At 30.5% G+C, this 16,126-nt stretch carries 17 protein-coding genes; 8 read left to right on the forward strand and 9 right to left on the reverse strand.

Annotated features, from left to right (window positions below; all coding sequences use genetic code 11):
- Positions 1-8 precede the first annotated feature (8 nt).
- Both ureG and ACJQQZ_RS06930 read left to right on the forward strand, forming a co-directional pair.
- The gene (gene ureG / locus ACJQQZ_RS06925; protein WP_002450279.1) at positions 9-623 is read left to right on the forward strand and encodes an urease accessory protein UreG; all 615 of its coding nucleotides are present in this window, start codon (positions 9-11) and stop codon (positions 621-623) included.
- Positions 623-1,459, forward strand: a complete 837-nt coding sequence (locus tag ACJQQZ_RS06930) for an urease accessory protein UreD (protein WP_002450278.1) — start codon at positions 623-625, stop codon at positions 1,457-1,459. Before ureG ends, ACJQQZ_RS06930 begins: the two co-directional genes overlap by 1 nt.
- A 358-nt stretch (positions 1,460-1,817) precedes the next feature.
- On the opposite strand, the gene ACJQQZ_RS06935 is transcribed toward ACJQQZ_RS06930, so the two are convergent.
- The 4 genes from ACJQQZ_RS06935 to ACJQQZ_RS06950 all read right to left on the reverse strand — a co-directional run bounded on the left by ACJQQZ_RS06935 (position 1,818) and on the right by ACJQQZ_RS06950 (position 5,671).
- Complete coding sequence (locus ACJQQZ_RS06935; protein ID WP_002465419.1) at positions 1,818-2,159, reverse strand: transcriptional regulator, SarA/Rot family; 342 nt, start codon at positions 2,157-2,159, stop codon at positions 1,818-1,820.
- A 422-nt stretch (positions 2,160-2,581) separates the two neighbouring features.
- Positions 2,582-2,908, reverse strand: a complete 327-nt coding sequence (locus ACJQQZ_RS06940; protein WP_002450276.1) for a hypothetical protein — start codon at positions 2,906-2,908, stop codon at positions 2,582-2,584.
- Positions 2,909-2,940: 32 nt separating this feature from the next.
- Positions 2,941-3,657, reverse strand: a complete 717-nt coding sequence (locus ACJQQZ_RS06945; RefSeq protein ID WP_002450275.1) for a transcriptional regulator, SarA/Rot family — start codon at positions 3,655-3,657, stop codon at positions 2,941-2,943.
- Between the two features lie 40 nt (positions 3,658-3,697).
- Complete coding sequence (locus ACJQQZ_RS06950) at positions 3,698-5,671, reverse strand: helix-turn-helix domain-containing protein (protein WP_145505469.1); 1,974 nt, start codon at positions 5,669-5,671, stop codon at positions 3,698-3,700.
- A gap of 619 nt (positions 5,672-6,290) precedes the next feature.
- On the opposite strand from ACJQQZ_RS06950, the gene ACJQQZ_RS06955 reads away from it, so the two are divergent.
- Entirely contained in the window at positions 6,291-7,040 is a 750-nt protein-coding gene (locus ACJQQZ_RS06955; protein WP_002450273.1) for a CHAP domain-containing protein, read from the forward strand.
- A 428-nt stretch (positions 7,041-7,468) separates the two neighbouring features.
- Here the strand turns inward: ACJQQZ_RS06955 and nhaC are convergent, their stop codons facing one another.
- Positions 7,469-8,863 (reverse strand): Na+/H+ antiporter NhaC, encoded by a 1,395-nt coding sequence (nhaC, locus tag ACJQQZ_RS06960; protein WP_002450272.1) that lies wholly within the window; start codon positions 8,861-8,863, stop codon positions 7,469-7,471.
- A 65-nt stretch (positions 8,864-8,928) separates the two neighbouring features.
- Positions 8,929-9,999 (reverse strand): NAD/NADP-dependent octopine/nopaline dehydrogenase family protein, encoded by a 1,071-nt coding sequence (locus ACJQQZ_RS06965; protein WP_002450271.1) that lies wholly within the window; start codon positions 9,997-9,999, stop codon positions 8,929-8,931.
- 390 nt (positions 10,000-10,389) lie between these two features.
- Between ACJQQZ_RS06965 and ACJQQZ_RS06970 the strand changes: the two genes are divergently transcribed.
- The 5 genes from ACJQQZ_RS06970 to ACJQQZ_RS06990 all read left to right on the forward strand — a co-directional run bounded on the left by ACJQQZ_RS06970 (position 10,390) and on the right by ACJQQZ_RS06990 (position 13,585).
- Complete coding sequence (locus tag ACJQQZ_RS06970) at positions 10,390-10,833, forward strand: DUF4870 domain-containing protein (protein ID WP_002450270.1); 444 nt, start codon at positions 10,390-10,392, stop codon at positions 10,831-10,833.
- A 322-nt stretch (positions 10,834-11,155) separates the two neighbouring features.
- A complete protein-coding gene (locus tag ACJQQZ_RS06975; protein ID WP_002450269.1) occupies positions 11,156-11,650 on the forward strand; it encodes a CHAP domain-containing protein in 495 nt (164 codons plus the stop codon).
- Positions 11,651-11,899: 249 nt separating this feature from the next.
- Positions 11,900-12,232, forward strand: coding sequence for a DMT family transporter (locus ACJQQZ_RS06980; protein WP_075778204.1), 333 nt, complete (start codon positions 11,900-11,902; stop codon positions 12,230-12,232).
- A complete protein-coding gene (locus ACJQQZ_RS06985) occupies positions 12,232-12,546 on the forward strand; it encodes a DMT family transporter (RefSeq protein WP_002450267.1) in 315 nt (104 codons plus the stop codon). Before ACJQQZ_RS06980 ends, ACJQQZ_RS06985 begins: the two co-directional genes overlap by 1 nt.
- Before the next feature lie 79 nt (positions 12,547-12,625).
- The gene (locus tag ACJQQZ_RS06990) at positions 12,626-13,585 is read left to right on the forward strand and encodes a 2-hydroxyacid dehydrogenase family protein (RefSeq protein WP_002450266.1); all 960 of its coding nucleotides are present in this window, start codon (positions 12,626-12,628) and stop codon (positions 13,583-13,585) included.
- A gap of 55 nt (positions 13,586-13,640) precedes the next feature.
- On the opposite strand, the gene ACJQQZ_RS06995 is transcribed toward ACJQQZ_RS06990, so the two are convergent.
- The 3 genes from ACJQQZ_RS06995 to ACJQQZ_RS07005 form a co-directional block, all read right to left on the reverse strand.
- A complete protein-coding gene (locus ACJQQZ_RS06995; protein ID WP_145505473.1) occupies positions 13,641-14,765 on the reverse strand; it encodes an FAD-dependent monooxygenase in 1,125 nt (374 codons plus the stop codon).
- A gap of 142 nt (positions 14,766-14,907) precedes the next feature.
- Positions 14,908-15,684, reverse strand: a complete 777-nt coding sequence (locus ACJQQZ_RS07000) for an N-acetylglucosaminidase (protein ID WP_002450264.1) — start codon at positions 15,682-15,684, stop codon at positions 14,908-14,910.
- A gap of 27 nt (positions 15,685-15,711) precedes the next feature.
- Positions 15,712-15,960, reverse strand: a complete 249-nt coding sequence (locus ACJQQZ_RS07005) for a hypothetical protein (RefSeq protein WP_002450263.1) — start codon at positions 15,958-15,960, stop codon at positions 15,712-15,714.
- Positions 15,961-16,126 lie beyond the last annotated feature (166 nt).

The raw sequence follows: 16,126 nt of genomic DNA on the forward strand, positions 1-16,126 counted from the left end.
GTATCAGTATGACTGAACCAATTAAAATTGGAATTGGTGGTCCTGTTGGTGCAGGTAAAACCCAATTAATAGAAAAAGTAGTCAGACGTTTATCTAAAGACATGAGTATCGGCGTTATAACAAATGACATTTATACAAAAGAAGATGAAAAAATCTTAGTTAATACAGGTGTCTTACCTGAAGATAGAATTATCGGTGTTGAAACAGGCGGTTGCCCTCATACAGCAATTCGTGAAGATGCTTCTATGAACTTTGCTGCTATTGATGAGTTATTAGAACGTAATGATGATATTGAACTAATCTTTATTGAATCTGGTGGCGATAACTTAGCAGCGACATTCAGTCCTGAACTTGTTGATTTTTCAATTTATATCATTGACGTAGCTCAAGGTGAAAAAATCCCTCGTAAAGGTGGACAAGGTATGATTAAATCAGACTTCTTCATCATCAATAAAACGGATTTAGCACCACATGTTGGCGCGTCATTAGAACAAATGGCTGAAGATACAAAAGTATTTAGAGGCGACAGACCATTCGCGTTTACTAACTTGAAAACAGATGAAGGTCTTGATGAAGTGATTGAGTGGATTGAACGAGATACATTACTTAAAGGATTATCGTAATGTCTCAACAAGCTTGGACAGGTCAACTTGATTTAACCGTATTTAATAATGGCAGTCGTTCAGTTGCACGTGATATCTTTTTTGAAAAAGCATTAAAGGTTATTCGTCCTGTATATTTAAACGGATCAAACATCCCTACTTTCTATATTGTTAACGTAGGTGGAGGTTATCTAGACGGTGACCGTTATTCAATGAATTTCAATATTGAAGATAATGCAAGTGTCACGTTGACTTCTCAAGGTGCAACCAAAATTTATAAAACATTAAACGACCGAGTTGAACAATATCAAACATTCCATTTAAAACCAAACGCATACATGGAATATATTGCAGATCCAATTATTGCATATGAAAATGCTAAATTTTATCAATACAATCGCTTTGACTTAGATCAAACAAGTGCCATGTTTTATACCGATATCCTTACACCTGGCTACTCATCAGAAGATAAAAATTTTTCTTATAAATATATGCATTTAGTAAATGAAATATACATTGATGATGAATTAGTAACTTATGATAACCTTATGTTAAATCCCGAAAAAAATTCAATAGATTCTATTGGTTATATGGAAAATTATACTCATTTAGGATCAGCTTATTTTATTCATCCTAATGTAAATCAAAGATTTATCGATGAGGTTTATGATCAAATTAAACATTTTGAGAAAGAATTAAATTGTCGACTTGGCATTTCACAATTACCAACACACGGGCTATCGATTAGAATTTTATCTAACCGTACACAGTATATTGAAAAGATCCTTGAAACAGTTCAAGCTTATATCGCTAATATGCTGTATGATAGAAATTTAAATTTCTTAAGAAAATATTAATATGAATCAAGTGTCAAAATGATTAAAATTTAAAAAGGCTTGGTTGCCATTTGGTAACCAAGCCTTTCTTTATTTGAAAAATAAGGGGCGAAGCTAAATTATGTAATTAAGATGCTATTCAGTTTGTGGTTAATGGATCATTTTTATCGTATCTACAATAAGAAAACATTCATTAACCTTGAAACACACCCATTTTCCAATAAGTTTATAATGATAAACACCTATAATTCCCTAGCTACACGATAAAAGCGTAACAACTAATGCTCCACTTTCTTACTCAATTCCAAAACTTACTTTCCATCACAATTAATTATCTGAATTTGAACCATTAAATATAAAATATAATAAAACAAGTCACTTAGATATATTGTTCTAATTCATCAATGAGTTGCTTAATTTTATCCTTTTGTTCTTTTGTAACAAAAACTATTACTGTACGTTCGTCATGCACGCTTCTCTTTTTAGATAATAAATTTAACTCTTTTAATTTTTGTAATGCTTTAGTTAAGTAATATGGTTTAAATTCAGAACATGTTGCAATTTCTTTAGACGATATTTCATTAGATTCACTTTTTAATATGTAATTCAGAATATAAATTTCTTCATAGTTAAGATTATATTGCTTTTTAGTATCTCTAAAGAATTTTTTCACTTGAAATGTAGCGTCAACTAAATCATTAATATTTTTTATTTTTGCCATTCTAAAACCACTCCTCTGATGCACATCTTGTTGTAGCAAGGTTCACATAATTTCATCTTACTGAATTGATCTCCACCCATGTTACAAAGTTCATTTTAAACAAACAAGTTTAAAAATTCAATAATTTTATTACTCGAATTTGCATTTATATATTTATTTCTTTTCTCAAACATTTATTTAACTTTTTTCAAGGTTATTAAATTAAATATATCACAATTTTACCACTTATTCTGAAAGTGTATATTTTAAATATTTTATAATTCCTATTTGATTAGTTGGTTTTTTAAAAATAATAAATTGGCAAGCAATATAAATATAAAAATAACGATATGCCATAATAATGCGAATTGTAATGGCATATCGTTATATATAATTAACAGTATTGTTAATATCTAATTCAAATACTTCATAAATATGTTCGATTAAGCTTGTATTTTTTCTTTTACGAAATCTACAAACGCTTGAACATCGTTAGATTTAAAATCATGCATTGGAATTTGGCCAATATTAAACTCAAATAAAATTGTTTCACCATCGAATTCAATATTGTTAACTTCATCGTAACCAATATTTCTATAATAGAATTGACCATTCATATCTACATTCATAATTAAACGCTCAGATGTAGCTATAAATGCACCCTCAAATTGAGATTGTCCTTGAACTTGGTAATCCATAATTCCTAATACTGAAGGACCTTTCTTCTCTGTTGGAAATAAATCATTAGGATTGACATTATCTAAAATCATACACAAACTCCTTCTATCTTTTACTCACCTATTTATATATCTTTAATTCCCTCTTTTAAAATTTCGTAACATGATTCGATAATAGAAACTACTAAGCTCATATTACAATGTTTTATTTTAAGTATGATAGACCGTTCATCTTCAACACATCTTTCTTTTATTATATACCCTTTTTGTTTCAATTTTTTTATATTTGGGCTTAAAGCTCCAACGCCTCTTTGCGTTTGATATCTCATATACTTTATCGTCATTTCATTTTCATTAATAAGTAAAGTCGCTAACACATATAGTTCTTCTATTGTAAGATTATATTCATTTAGGCATTGATTAATATAACTCATCATTTCATTACAGGTTATATAATACTGAATAGAATGTTTTGTTCTAGCATTTATTATTAATTGATTAGAACTGATGATCTCAAGTAGTTCACTAAACAAAAAATGTATTTTTTCTTTTTGTAATTCAGTTATGGTAATACTCAGTTTGCGCTGGTCTTCATCCTTACGTTCTTTCAATATCCAATGATGTTGGTATAAGTATTTTAACATTTGTAGTATCTTTGTTTTCTGTTCGAACTTTGTAAGATGGTTAAGATCAATATATTTCTCGTTGTTATTCTCGTTGACTAAGAAATAAAGTAATTTAATATGATCAAGTGTTAAATGGTATGAATATTTTAAATAATCATTTGCTCCTTTAATAATCATGTAGTGTGCAATAAAGAGCTCTATTTTTACATTTGACATGATAAACCTTCCCCTTTTCATACCAGCCATACGTCATTAACTAAACTAAAATATTAATATGAACAATTGTTATACTTGGAAGTTGTATAATGTTTTCGCCTGTTTCTCTTTTACAAATTTCACCAATCCAATATAAATTTTCTGTTTTTACCTCACTGGTGATTAATTGCCTATCTCCTTTAATTGACTTCATAAAAGTTTGATAGTCTATCATGTTAATTTCAGCATGATTGATATTAGTTATATTTGCGAAATTTAATTGAACAACATCAATATTAGGATTTTTAGTCATAGGTATATCTAAGAGTGCAATACACTGATATTCATTTCTATAATGTGACACTATCAAGTAATCATTCTCATAAATAACATTACCACGCAATTGATTGTATGCATCTAATAAAAATAAAGTAGAAAGCGCGCTTGTAATTTGAGATGGTTGTATATCTTTCATGTCTATATCATCCCAATGTAAATAAACAGAATTAATATTTTTTAGTTGATTAAAAATTTCCTTAAAATGTTTAAAATCCGATTGTTTGATAAAACTTGTATGATTATCCTGTATTAAATTGCTAATCATTAAATTTTCATTGTTATTTAAATTTAACTCTCTCATATGATTTAAAGGTACCATAATCATATCCACTAGACTTTCCACTCTATGAAGCTGCTTTAAGTGGTGGTGATTAGGAGCCCAAATTAAAAGATAATCATCAAAATATAAATGCAATAATTGTTTAAACGTTTTAATTCCATCAATATTGCACCCTTGAATTAAAAATTCTAATTTTTCATTTTTAAAACGCCTCGTTATATTAAACAATATTTTAATCAATTTCTGGATAGCTATTTTTTCCAATGAAGTCAATTTCTCTGACTGTTCTGTTTTAATTTTATAAACGGGAATCATATTAACATCATTTAGCATCTTCAAAAGTTGATTTAAATGACCTTCAAATACTTTAATTTGCTTTATAAGTAAATTGAATTCGACTTCTATAATGATATGAATAGGATTACATCTATAATTCAATTTTTCTTTTAATTTCAACAAATCAAAATGACTAAGTGTCATTAATTTATTTATTTCTATATACAAGTGATAAGGGAGAACCGCCCTACACTGTTGATTTAATGGAAAGTCAATATCGATGAACATAGATGTATGTTGTTTATCTTTATTAACGTGGTTTAAAAGTCTTAATATACTCTCGTCCAATTTAATTTCTTTCGTTTGATTATTAGAGATAGATGTCTCTATATATTGTTTTCTAATTAATTTGGGAGTTTGACCGTAAGCATCTTTAAATAGCTTTATAAACCTAGAATAATGATTAAATCCGTGTTTTATAGCAATATACTCGATTGATTGATCTTTTGATAAAATGTCAATCAAACAAAATTTAAGTCTAATATGATTTAAATATTGGTTAAAACTATAATAAGGTGTATGTTGAAACATTTGAGTTAATTGATGGCTTGGCACATTTGTTGCATTCACTAATTCATTTTTATTTATTTTTCTTGAGTGGTTGTCTACTAAATAATTATGAATAGGTTCTGAAATAAGTGACACGCCTTGTTTTTCCTTTATATCTGAGGCGATTGAGCATAATTCAATACATAAGTATTTGATAACTTTATCAATCATCATTTCTTCTGTTTGGTTTATACATTTTAATTCAATTAGCTTTGCTATTAAATCAATAATTTTCGAGTAATTCGCCGTTTGTATTTCTCCACCTTCTAATCTTGTACGGTGGGTTACGAATCTTAAGAAATCCTTAGTTGAAACTTCTATTAAGCATGCTATAGCTTGGTTTTCACTTTTAATTTGATATACATCATTCATCATAACGAGTAAAACACGCCCAGGACATAACTCATATTCTTTTAAGTTAATGAACACTTTACCTGTCCCTTTTAACCAATAAATAAGTTTGATATTTGATTCTTTGCTATTATTTATAATTAAATTCTGAAATATTCGGACTGAATAGTTTTCTATCATGTTGTTTCCTCACGCTGCTTACAATAACATCATCCATATAACTTTATGTATTGATTTAATAAATATCTCTTAATTAGATAACCTCTATCTTCACAGTCAATTTTATACTGATTTAACATCCTATAGTATCAATTCTTTTAAAAATTATATCAATTTTTATTTATATTAAAATAGCATGTTTTAGACTAATTGTTACTTTATCCATTTTTCTATATATTTTATCCCTTGATGAGGCCAATCATATTATCAAGATTAGTAAACTTTTTACATGTAATATTAAATGATGTTGTCCCACGCTTTAATTTATTATTCATCCTTTAAAATATAATACAATTTAAATTTTCTGTAAGTTTACAGATATGTAACACATTTTTTCGTAATATTTTAATTTCATTCAATAAATAGCTTAACCATCATATTTTAACAAAATCTTTGCCCTATTATTTTTAATTTAAGTTGTGTAACAATATTAGCAAAAAATTACAAATCCATAACAACGCCCACAAATCCAATTTTTTTTGGTAAAGTATTGCTTGTCGTTAAGAACGAATTCAATTACTTAAAAACATAGCTTACATGCTATTAAAATTATAAAAATAAATTGGAGGATATTTATCAAATGAAAAAAATCGCTACAGCTACAATCGCTACTGCAGGAATCGCTACTTTCGCTTTTGCAAACCATGATGCTCAAGCAGCAGAGAATAATAATGGTGGATATAACCCAAATGATCCAACTTCATATAGCTATTCATACACAATCGATCAACAAGGTAACTACCACTACACTTGGCAAGGTAACTGGAGCCCAGACAAAGTAAATCATAATAACAGCTACGATTATGGTTACAATACTCAAGCTTACAACAATTACAATAACTACAATTATAATAATTATGATTATGGGTATAACACTCAATCTTATAACACACCACAACGTACAGGTGGTTTAGGTGCAAGTTATTCAGCAACAAGCCATAACGTACATGTAACTACAACATCTGCACCATCTTCAAATGGTATTTCATTATCAAGAGCAACTTCAAATGGAGGTAACTTATACACTGCTGGACAATGTACATATTATGTATATGACCGTGTAGGTGGAAAAGTTGGTTCAACTTGGGGTAACGCTAATAACTGGGCAAACGCTGCAGCAGCTGCAGGTTACACTGTAAATAATCGTCCAGCAGCAGGTGCTATTTTACAAACAACTCAAGGTGGATTTGGTCATGTCGCTTACGTTGAGAGTGTTAATAGTGACGGTTCAATTCGCGTTTCAGAAATGAACTATGGACATGGTCCTGGTGTTGTAACATCACGTACTATTTCAGCTAGCCAAGCTGGTTCATATAACTATATTCACTAATATTTTAATTACATTCAAAAACCGAGTATAACATTCACAAATTTGTGAATGTTATACTCGGTTTCTTTATATGATTGCAACTATTATATTAACGATTTAATTGAGACAAATATCTAAAAGACTGTCTCGTTAATAACCAAGTAAACCAGGTAACATCGCTACAACCTTACCCGGTTCATTGGTTACAAACAAATTCAAATAATCTTTCTTGATTCGCTTTTTCTACATAATAATTGGCAATTTATTAAATGTTGTTTAAAAGAATTCGTTTAGTCTAATATTTCACGATTAAATTCCGCTACAAAACTCAATCACTACTCTAATTAGAAGGATATTTATCAGTTAAAACATCTTTCAGATATAATCGCTACAATTTATATCTATGTAATTGTTTTAACATATTTAATACTTTCCACATTTTCATTAATTTAAACTTCACTTTTATTAATTTTTTTAATTCCTATTCCTGTAAAACCATAAATAACGGCAATGATTGCACATATATAACAAGGTATTGTCCAAATAAAGAAGTCGTTAACACTGACATTCAATTGATGAGCATAGTATATACCTGATGTTCCCCATGGTATTAGCGGTAATACCATTGTACTTGAGTCTTCCAATGTTCGAGATAATACAGTTTGGGATAAATGTCTCTCTTCGAACATTTCTTTCATTAGTACCCCTACCATAATAATAACGATAGATGCTACACCAGCTGCAAAAACTAACATAAGACAACATACGACAGTTACTAAGATAAGTGTACCAACCGAATGCACACCTTTTGATACTGTTTTTAATAAAACATCTAGACAACCGGCTTTTTCAACGATACCAGCAAATGCATAACCACAGAAAATGGTCACGATAATTTCAGTCATACTCATCATGCCACCCTGTTCGATGAGTGATTTGACGCTATTTGAAACATGACTTTGATTGACCATCGTATGACTAAAACCATTAAATGTTGCTTTAAAACCATCAACAATATTGAAATGGTTGTTAAATGTCCCTACTAAAAGCGCACTTAAACTTGATATTAACATCGCAGGAACTGTAGAAATTTTTAATAGTAAGCACACTATAATCACGATTAATGGAATCCATACAAACAAGTTAATGTTGTACACTTGTGTTAATTCATTAAGTAATTGCTTAATTTGCTTAGGATTCGTATGACTTTGATATTTTAATCCTGCAAAAAACCAAACGATTAATCCAATAATGGAAGCAGGTATCGTCGTCCACATCATCGATCTAATATGTGAAAAGATATTTACTTTTGTCACTAATGCGGCTAAGTTTGTCGTATCTGATAGTGGTGACATTTTATCACCAAACACCGCACCAGCAATAATAGCGCCTGCAGCCATGCCACCTTCAATACCTAATTGGTTTCCGATTGATATTAATGCAATACCAGCAGTTGATGCTGAGCCCCAAGCCGTACCAGTGGCTACTGACGTAATTGCACTAATGATAAAAGCAGAAACTAAAAAGTAACTCGGATTTAAAAAATTAAGACCATAATAAATTAGTGCAGGTACAGTACCAGAGAACATCCAACTACCTACAATAATACCCACTGCTAAAATAATAAAAATCGCGGGCATAGCTGTATTTAAGCGTTTTGATATCCCCTCTTCCAAATCTTCCCAACGTAAGCCTACTCTATAAGCAATGCACGCTGCATAAGCTGAAGAGATAAGTAATAAAACTTGAATAGGTATATTAAAAATAACAAATCCTGTTGTTACTACAATGACCATGACAATAATTGTAGATATAGACTCTAAAAAAGTTGGCTGTCTTTTCATATATCTAAACCCCTTTATTTTTCTTTTTGAAACAAGACCTCTTTCCTTTCATTATTTTTAAATCACTATTCTAAATCTAATTTATCTAATCCTAGTTCCTCAACTGTTAGACCATCTTCAAAGAAATCACGTTCTAAAATAGTAGAAGCAATGACAATCACTGCATCAATATTAGGTGTTGGTACATCAATGACACGTCCCAAGCTAGACCATAGTACTAAGCCATATGCAATGTCTTCTGTTAAATATCTATTTTCTACATGATTTGGGCCAGGAATTTGGGAGAATACTGGACTCGTATTAAACAAACGATTTAATGGTTCATCTTCATCTTTACGTTCTAAATAACCTCTTTGAATTCTAGATTCTTTAGCAGTTTCTAATTCAAATCCCAATTTACGTCCTAGATTTAGTCGTTCTAATTCAATACCGTGAAGTAGACGAACTGTATGTTTTGTAATTCCTTCTTTATACAGTGAGAATTCATCTGCATAATCAATGCGTCCAACATTTAATAACGTTGGCCCTGGATGTACCTCTGGGTTACCATTTTCGAGATTTGTTTTAAGCAAGCTTTCCTCTTTAACTAAGTTGGGATAAATTTGTGATACTTTATCATAACTATCATTTAATTCTTCTCGATTAAATGTAGAGAAGTATACTCTACGCACATTCAACGATAAATCTACACGTGCTTCATTAAAATCAACGCGTGTTCCATACGTTAATGTATTTGCTTCTGCAAAATGAGGCCTTACATCAATATGTCTATCTTCAAGCACATTCATAAAGCGTATAGATGCCATTGATGCAGCAATGTTAAAGAATATAAGTTGATCATTTGTGACATGATAAGACATCACTTTTGCATAATATTCAATGAATGAAGATGGAATAATAACTTGTATAATATCTGCATCCTTCATCACATATTCAATATCATCACTAATATCTGTGAACTGTATGAATTTTTCTTCTCCTTCATTGTTAAAATCAAATCCGCCTTTTTCTATTGCTTTATTGAATTTTTCTAGAGATTGGTTACGACAATATAATTTAACCTTATGACCTTTATCAACCATATCTAGTGCAGCTGTAACAGCACCATTACCAGAACCAATAATTGCTATTTTCATTAAAATCCTCTCTCTTTCTTAATCATTTTCTTTCATTAAAAAAGCGGGACTGAAATGACTTTTATTAAAAAGATTTCTTAGTCCCACCCTATTTTTCAATCTTGCTACAAATCCTACGTGTAAAATCATAATTGAAGATGTAACAATCATTTTTAATTGGACAATGACGTTTGAATATTTGAATTCAACTTGATTAGCGTCTCACTAACTTTCAACTCATGAACTTGTAATAATTTTATATATCCTTATTTTAAATGAATTAAACCTTTAAATGAACAATAACGTATATCATGTTATAAGTAAATCTAAAAACTTATTTATCAATTTATAATTGTTTGATATAGTAAAGAAGTAATAAATTTATTTTACATATAAAATGGAGGTAATAGCATGACAGAGTACAATCAGAATGATGTTTTACATGATCAAACATCTGAAGTAGTTGATTCAGATAACCAAGAATCTCGATTAATGGCTATGTTAATCTATTTATTAAGTTTATTCAGTGGTTTTATTGGTCCGCTTATCATTTGGATAATCAAACATAAAGAATCTCGTTTCGTCAATAAAGCTGGTAAAAATTACTTAAACTTTGTTATTTCCTATACAATTTGGACAATAATTATATTAGTTGTTATGTTAGTTCCATTTTTTATCGGATTAAGTATGGGTACTGATACCTCTATGACTGTAGGTTTTATTATTTATTTCATTGGCTTTATTATTATGATGATTTTAGCCTTTGTTTCATTTATTTTTACTATTATTGCATGTGTTAAATACTATAATGGCAATGAATACCTAATTCCACTTAGTATTAGATTTTTCAAATAATCTATAATTCATTTATTACAACTCTTTGTAATATTTATGATTGTTGGTCATATATTAAATTAATTATAAATCAGTGTAGATGCACTTTGTAAGCGCTACAAACTTTTATTACCATGATACTCGATTATTACAACGAGCGTCATGGTTTTTTTAATTTAATTACGATGATGTAACATTCCGCACAAGATGATGATTTTCTGTTAAAGTTACTCTTGTCGTAAAAACGATAAAACTTAAATTGGTAAATGAAGATGATGTCCGGTTCGCTACGCCGTATCTTCTTACATAATAAAACCAAACAAAATTCGGGAGGATATTTATCATGAAAAAAATCGCAACTATTACTACATTAACAGCAGGCATTGGCGCTGCATATTTCGGTACAACTGATCATCACGCAGATGCTGCAGAATTTAATCAATCTAATAATCAATCATATAATTATAATACAACTCAAACATCTACTAGCAATACTACATCAGAAAGATCTGCTTCTGGTAACTTATATACAGCTGGTCAATGTACTTGGTACGTTTATGACAAAGTTGGTGGAAAAGTTGGTTCAACTTGGGGAGACGCTAGAAACTGGGCATCAGCTGCACAACAAGCTGGTTACACTGTAAACCACACACCAAAAGCTGGTTCAATTTTACAATCATCAGCAGGTGGCTATGGTCACGTTGCTTATGTTGAAAGCGTTGGTTCTGACGGTTCAGTTACAGTGTCTGAAATGAACTATAGCGGTGGACCTTTCTCAGTAAGTACACGTACTATTTCTGCAGGTGAAGCAAGCTCATATAATTATATTCATATCTAATTCATATATGAAATAGACATTTAAAGTCTGTAGATGCTTTTAATTAAGCATTTACAGGCTTTTTTCTTTCTATAAATTATTCCCCCTATTCACATTCTTTTTTAGAATATGCTTCCTTAATATTGAAATACATATATAATAAAGCTTATTTTGAAAATGTATCTTAACGACATCAATTTCAAACTTTGCCCTATATCTTTAAATTTGAGAGAATATTCTTATTGTTATTTGATAAGGAGGACCGTTACATTGAAATGGTTAAAAGTCATTCTAGCAGGACTAGTTGAAATCATATGGGTTACTGGACTGAATAATGCTGATTCAATATTCAGTTGGTTATTTACACTTAGCTTTATCATTTTAAGCTTTTATCTCGTCATCGATGCTACAAAATCTTTACCTGTTGGAACGGTATATGCGATATTCGTGGGTATCGGAGCTGCTGGTACAGTTATTGTTGATATGCTATTTTTCAATCAACCTTTTACATTTATGAAAATATTATTAGTAACATTATTAATATTAGGTATTATAGGTTTGAAACTTTCTACAACGGATGATGTTGAAGGAGGTCGCAATTAATGGCTTGGGTGTATCTATTAATAGCAGGTTGTTTAGAAGTGATTGGTGTTATATTAATGAATGAATGGTCTAGAACTAAACATAAAATTTTCATTTTACTCATTGGCATTGCCTTTATTTGTAGTTTTAGTACATTAAAACTATCAATGATAGATATTCCTATGGGGACTGCTTATGCCATTTGGACAGGTATAGGTACAGCTGGAGGTACGATTATTGGTATGATTTTTTATCATGAATCAAAAAATATCATGCGAGTCCTTTGTATTCTACTTATACTAGGATCAGTCATAGGATTACGTTTAATCAATTAATATGCAATTCATCTAATATGTTTATTCATTGTTTAGTATATTATCTTTATATATACTGTTGATAAAAGGAGTGATTAGGATGGAAAAAGTATTTATCGCAGGCGCAATTCCAGAGGTTGGTTTAAACCTTCTCAAACAACATTTCGAAGTAGAAATGTACAATGATGAAGGATTAATTAGTAAAGAAGCACTGATTAATGGTGTCAAAGATGCCACTGCATTAGTAAGTTTATTATCAACTAATGTAGATAAAGATGTTATCGATAGTGGTAAAAATCTAAAAATTATTGCGAACTATGGTGCAGGTTTTAATAATGTAGATATAGACTATGCACGTGAAAAAGGTATTGACGTGACAAACACACCGAAAGCTTCAACTAATGCTACAGCTGATTTAACCATTGGTCTTATCTTAAGTGTCGCAAGACGTATTGTTGAAGGTGATGAATTATCTCGTACTAAGGGCTTTGATGGTTGGGCACCTCTATTCTTTAGAGGTAGAGAAGTTTCTGAGAAAACCATCGGCATTATTGGTTTAGGAGAAATTGGTGGCGCAGTTGCAAAACGTGCACGTGCATTCGATATGGATGTTTTATATACTGGTCCTCATCGTAAAGAGGAAAAAGAAAGAGATATCGGCGCTAAATATGTGGATTTAGATACATTACTTGAAAATGCAGACTTCATCACTATTAATGCTGCCTATAATCCTGATTTACACCACTTAATTGATACTGAACAATTCAAAAAAATGAAATCTACGGCATATATTGTCAATGCCGGTCGTGGTCCAATTATCAATGAACAAGCACTTGTCAAAGCCTTAAAAGAGCAAGAAATTGAAGGTGCAGCATTAGATGTATATGAATTTGAACCTAAAATTACAGATGAATTAAAATCATTCAAAAATGTTGTACTTACACCACATATTGGTAACGCAACATTTGAAGCAAGAGATATGATGGCTAAAATTGTGGCAAATGATACGATTAAAAAATTAAACGGTAAAACGCCGCAATTCATAGTTAATCCTCAATAATAAAAAAGGCAATCCAAATCAATAATGTGATTTGGATTGCCTTTTTACTTACATATTATTTTTCCTTTGATTTATAAAGAAACTTAGTTTGGTTTGAAACAATTTTATTCGGTAATATTTTCATCATTGCATTTCTGCATTTAATCATTAAACCGTTATGATATTGCGCAATTTTACCAATTTTACGTGATTTTTTAATCACTTTTGCTGTATGGTTTACTCTTAATTTATCATATCTTTCTAATGCCTCATTAAAGTCATATGATTTTAAACAATTCGCTAAGACAATGGCATCTTCCATGGCTTGCCCTGCGCCTTGACCCATATTAGGTGTTGTTGCATGTGCTGCGTCACCTAGTAAAATAGTACGCTCTTTGACAAAAGACTTTAGCGGTTTCATATCATAAATATCGTTTAATATAATACCAGTTTCACTCTGTTTATCTAAAATTTGTCTTACAACATTAGGATAATGATTAAATCGTGCTTGTAAATGCGGCTTACCAAATGATTGGTATTGAGCATCTCTTTCCTTGGCATTGATTGTTATAAACCAATATGCTTGGTTATCAATTAATGGAACAATACCAACGCGTCCTTGTTTACCCCAAAATTCCTTAGCGACATCCGTTTCATCTAAATGAATATCATCGACTAACCCACGGAAGCATGTATAACCTTGATATTGAATCTTACTTTGACTATCAATAGCTTCTCTAACCGTTGAATGTATGCCATCTGCACCAATACATAAATCAAAGGCTTCACTTTCTTGTTCCTTAAAATGAAGTATAACTTTGGAATTACTATTATCTATTTTTGTTACATCATGTTTTAAATAAATACTATCTTGTTGTACATAAGATTGAATAATACTAATTAGTGTTTGACGAGATAATGTAACATTAAGTGTATCTCGCTTTAAATGAGCAGTCATCAATGGTTTGTTATACTCATCAAGTGTTTGCATTGATGTTAAATTCTGACCCGCATTTTTAATACCTTTCGCTAAATCGTGGTTGTGTAATTTTTGAATGACATTGTCACCTATACCTATACCTGCACCTAATTCTCTTATTGCATCATTTTTTTCGAATATCTTAACTTGATGACCTTGTTCTTCTAGTAGTGCAGCCGCTGTTAATCCACCGATTCCTGCACCGACAATTGCGATTTTCATATGATTCCACCTCAACATTGTGATTCTTATATATTTTATCACATCTCATACATTTACAAAATTGAGTAACCTAAAGATATGTTTGCCACAATAAAAAGAGTATGCTGCTCTCTTACAAGCAGATACTCTTCTCTCTCTATGTTTAAATGTAATAATCTTTGCGAATTTTGTCCTTTTTGATTCCAAATTGCTCATAATATTTCTTCATTATTTTTGCTATATTATCAGCCCAGTGGATGTCACTAGCATATTGATTCTGTCCTGGTGTTTTCGGATTCCATCTCATTTGATAAAGTGAGATTTGTTGATTTTCAAAGTATTGATTTCTTACAAATTTTGCCCCACCTAAAATCGCTTTCCGTGGCGATGTCCATGATTCCTTTTTAGCATAACTTTTACCAGTATGCACCGCATTCTCATCAAATGCTCCGATACCATAAAAATTATAGTAATTGTGTTTACCATCTTTGATACCATGCGCCAATTCAGAGTCACCATTTCCAGTTTCCACAATTGCATGGCTGATTAGGTAAATAATATTAACTTCATATTTTTCTTGAGCATCTATAAAACTTTGCCCTTGATTCTCTAAAACGCCTTTCCCTTTAAGCATTTTATTAACTTCTTCCTTTGACATCGGTACTTTTTCAGAAATATCCATATATTTGAGTTTATTATCGCTATGATGAATCGCCATAGCCTTTTTGATATCCGCTTCATTTGCTTTTTTAAACTCACCATGATCTTCTTTCATATTTAGTACACCTTTATTTTGTTGGCGTGAGACTGCTTCATTAAATGACACACGTTTATCATTATTAAATAAATTAGTATCAAAAATGATATACAGTATACCGAAAATGATCAAAAGTAAGATGATGATAATAGTACTTAATCGGGCTTTACTCAATTTCTTCATTCAATAAAAGCTCCTATTTATTTATATCTATTTAGATAAAATGACATATGCGATTACAATTGCTATGACAACAATAAAGAATGACACATTAATTGCGATCTTCATACCTGTTCTATCACGAAATAGCACATTAAATATTACTAAACTAATAGCCAACGATACCGCAAAAAATGTAATAGCTAATATCAACTTCAACATGATTAAAAAGATGATTCCAATTACTAATAAAACATTAGATACGATAGCCATAGCCTTTAATATATTGGGATTAATCATATGACACCTCTATTCACTTATAATAATACTTATCCTACCATGATACATGATTTAAATTGTTTATGTCGACATAAAGAAATAAGGTCAGAACTTGTGACGGAAAATGACTTATCCGACACGCTTTTGACAAAGACTGTTCATCAAAAGTTGTTTGTTCTGACCTCTT

The sequence above is a fragment of the Staphylococcus sp. KUGN1 genome, assembly GCF_045984185.1.
GTDB lineage: Bacteria > Bacillota > Bacilli > Staphylococcales > Staphylococcaceae > Staphylococcus > Staphylococcus warneri_A.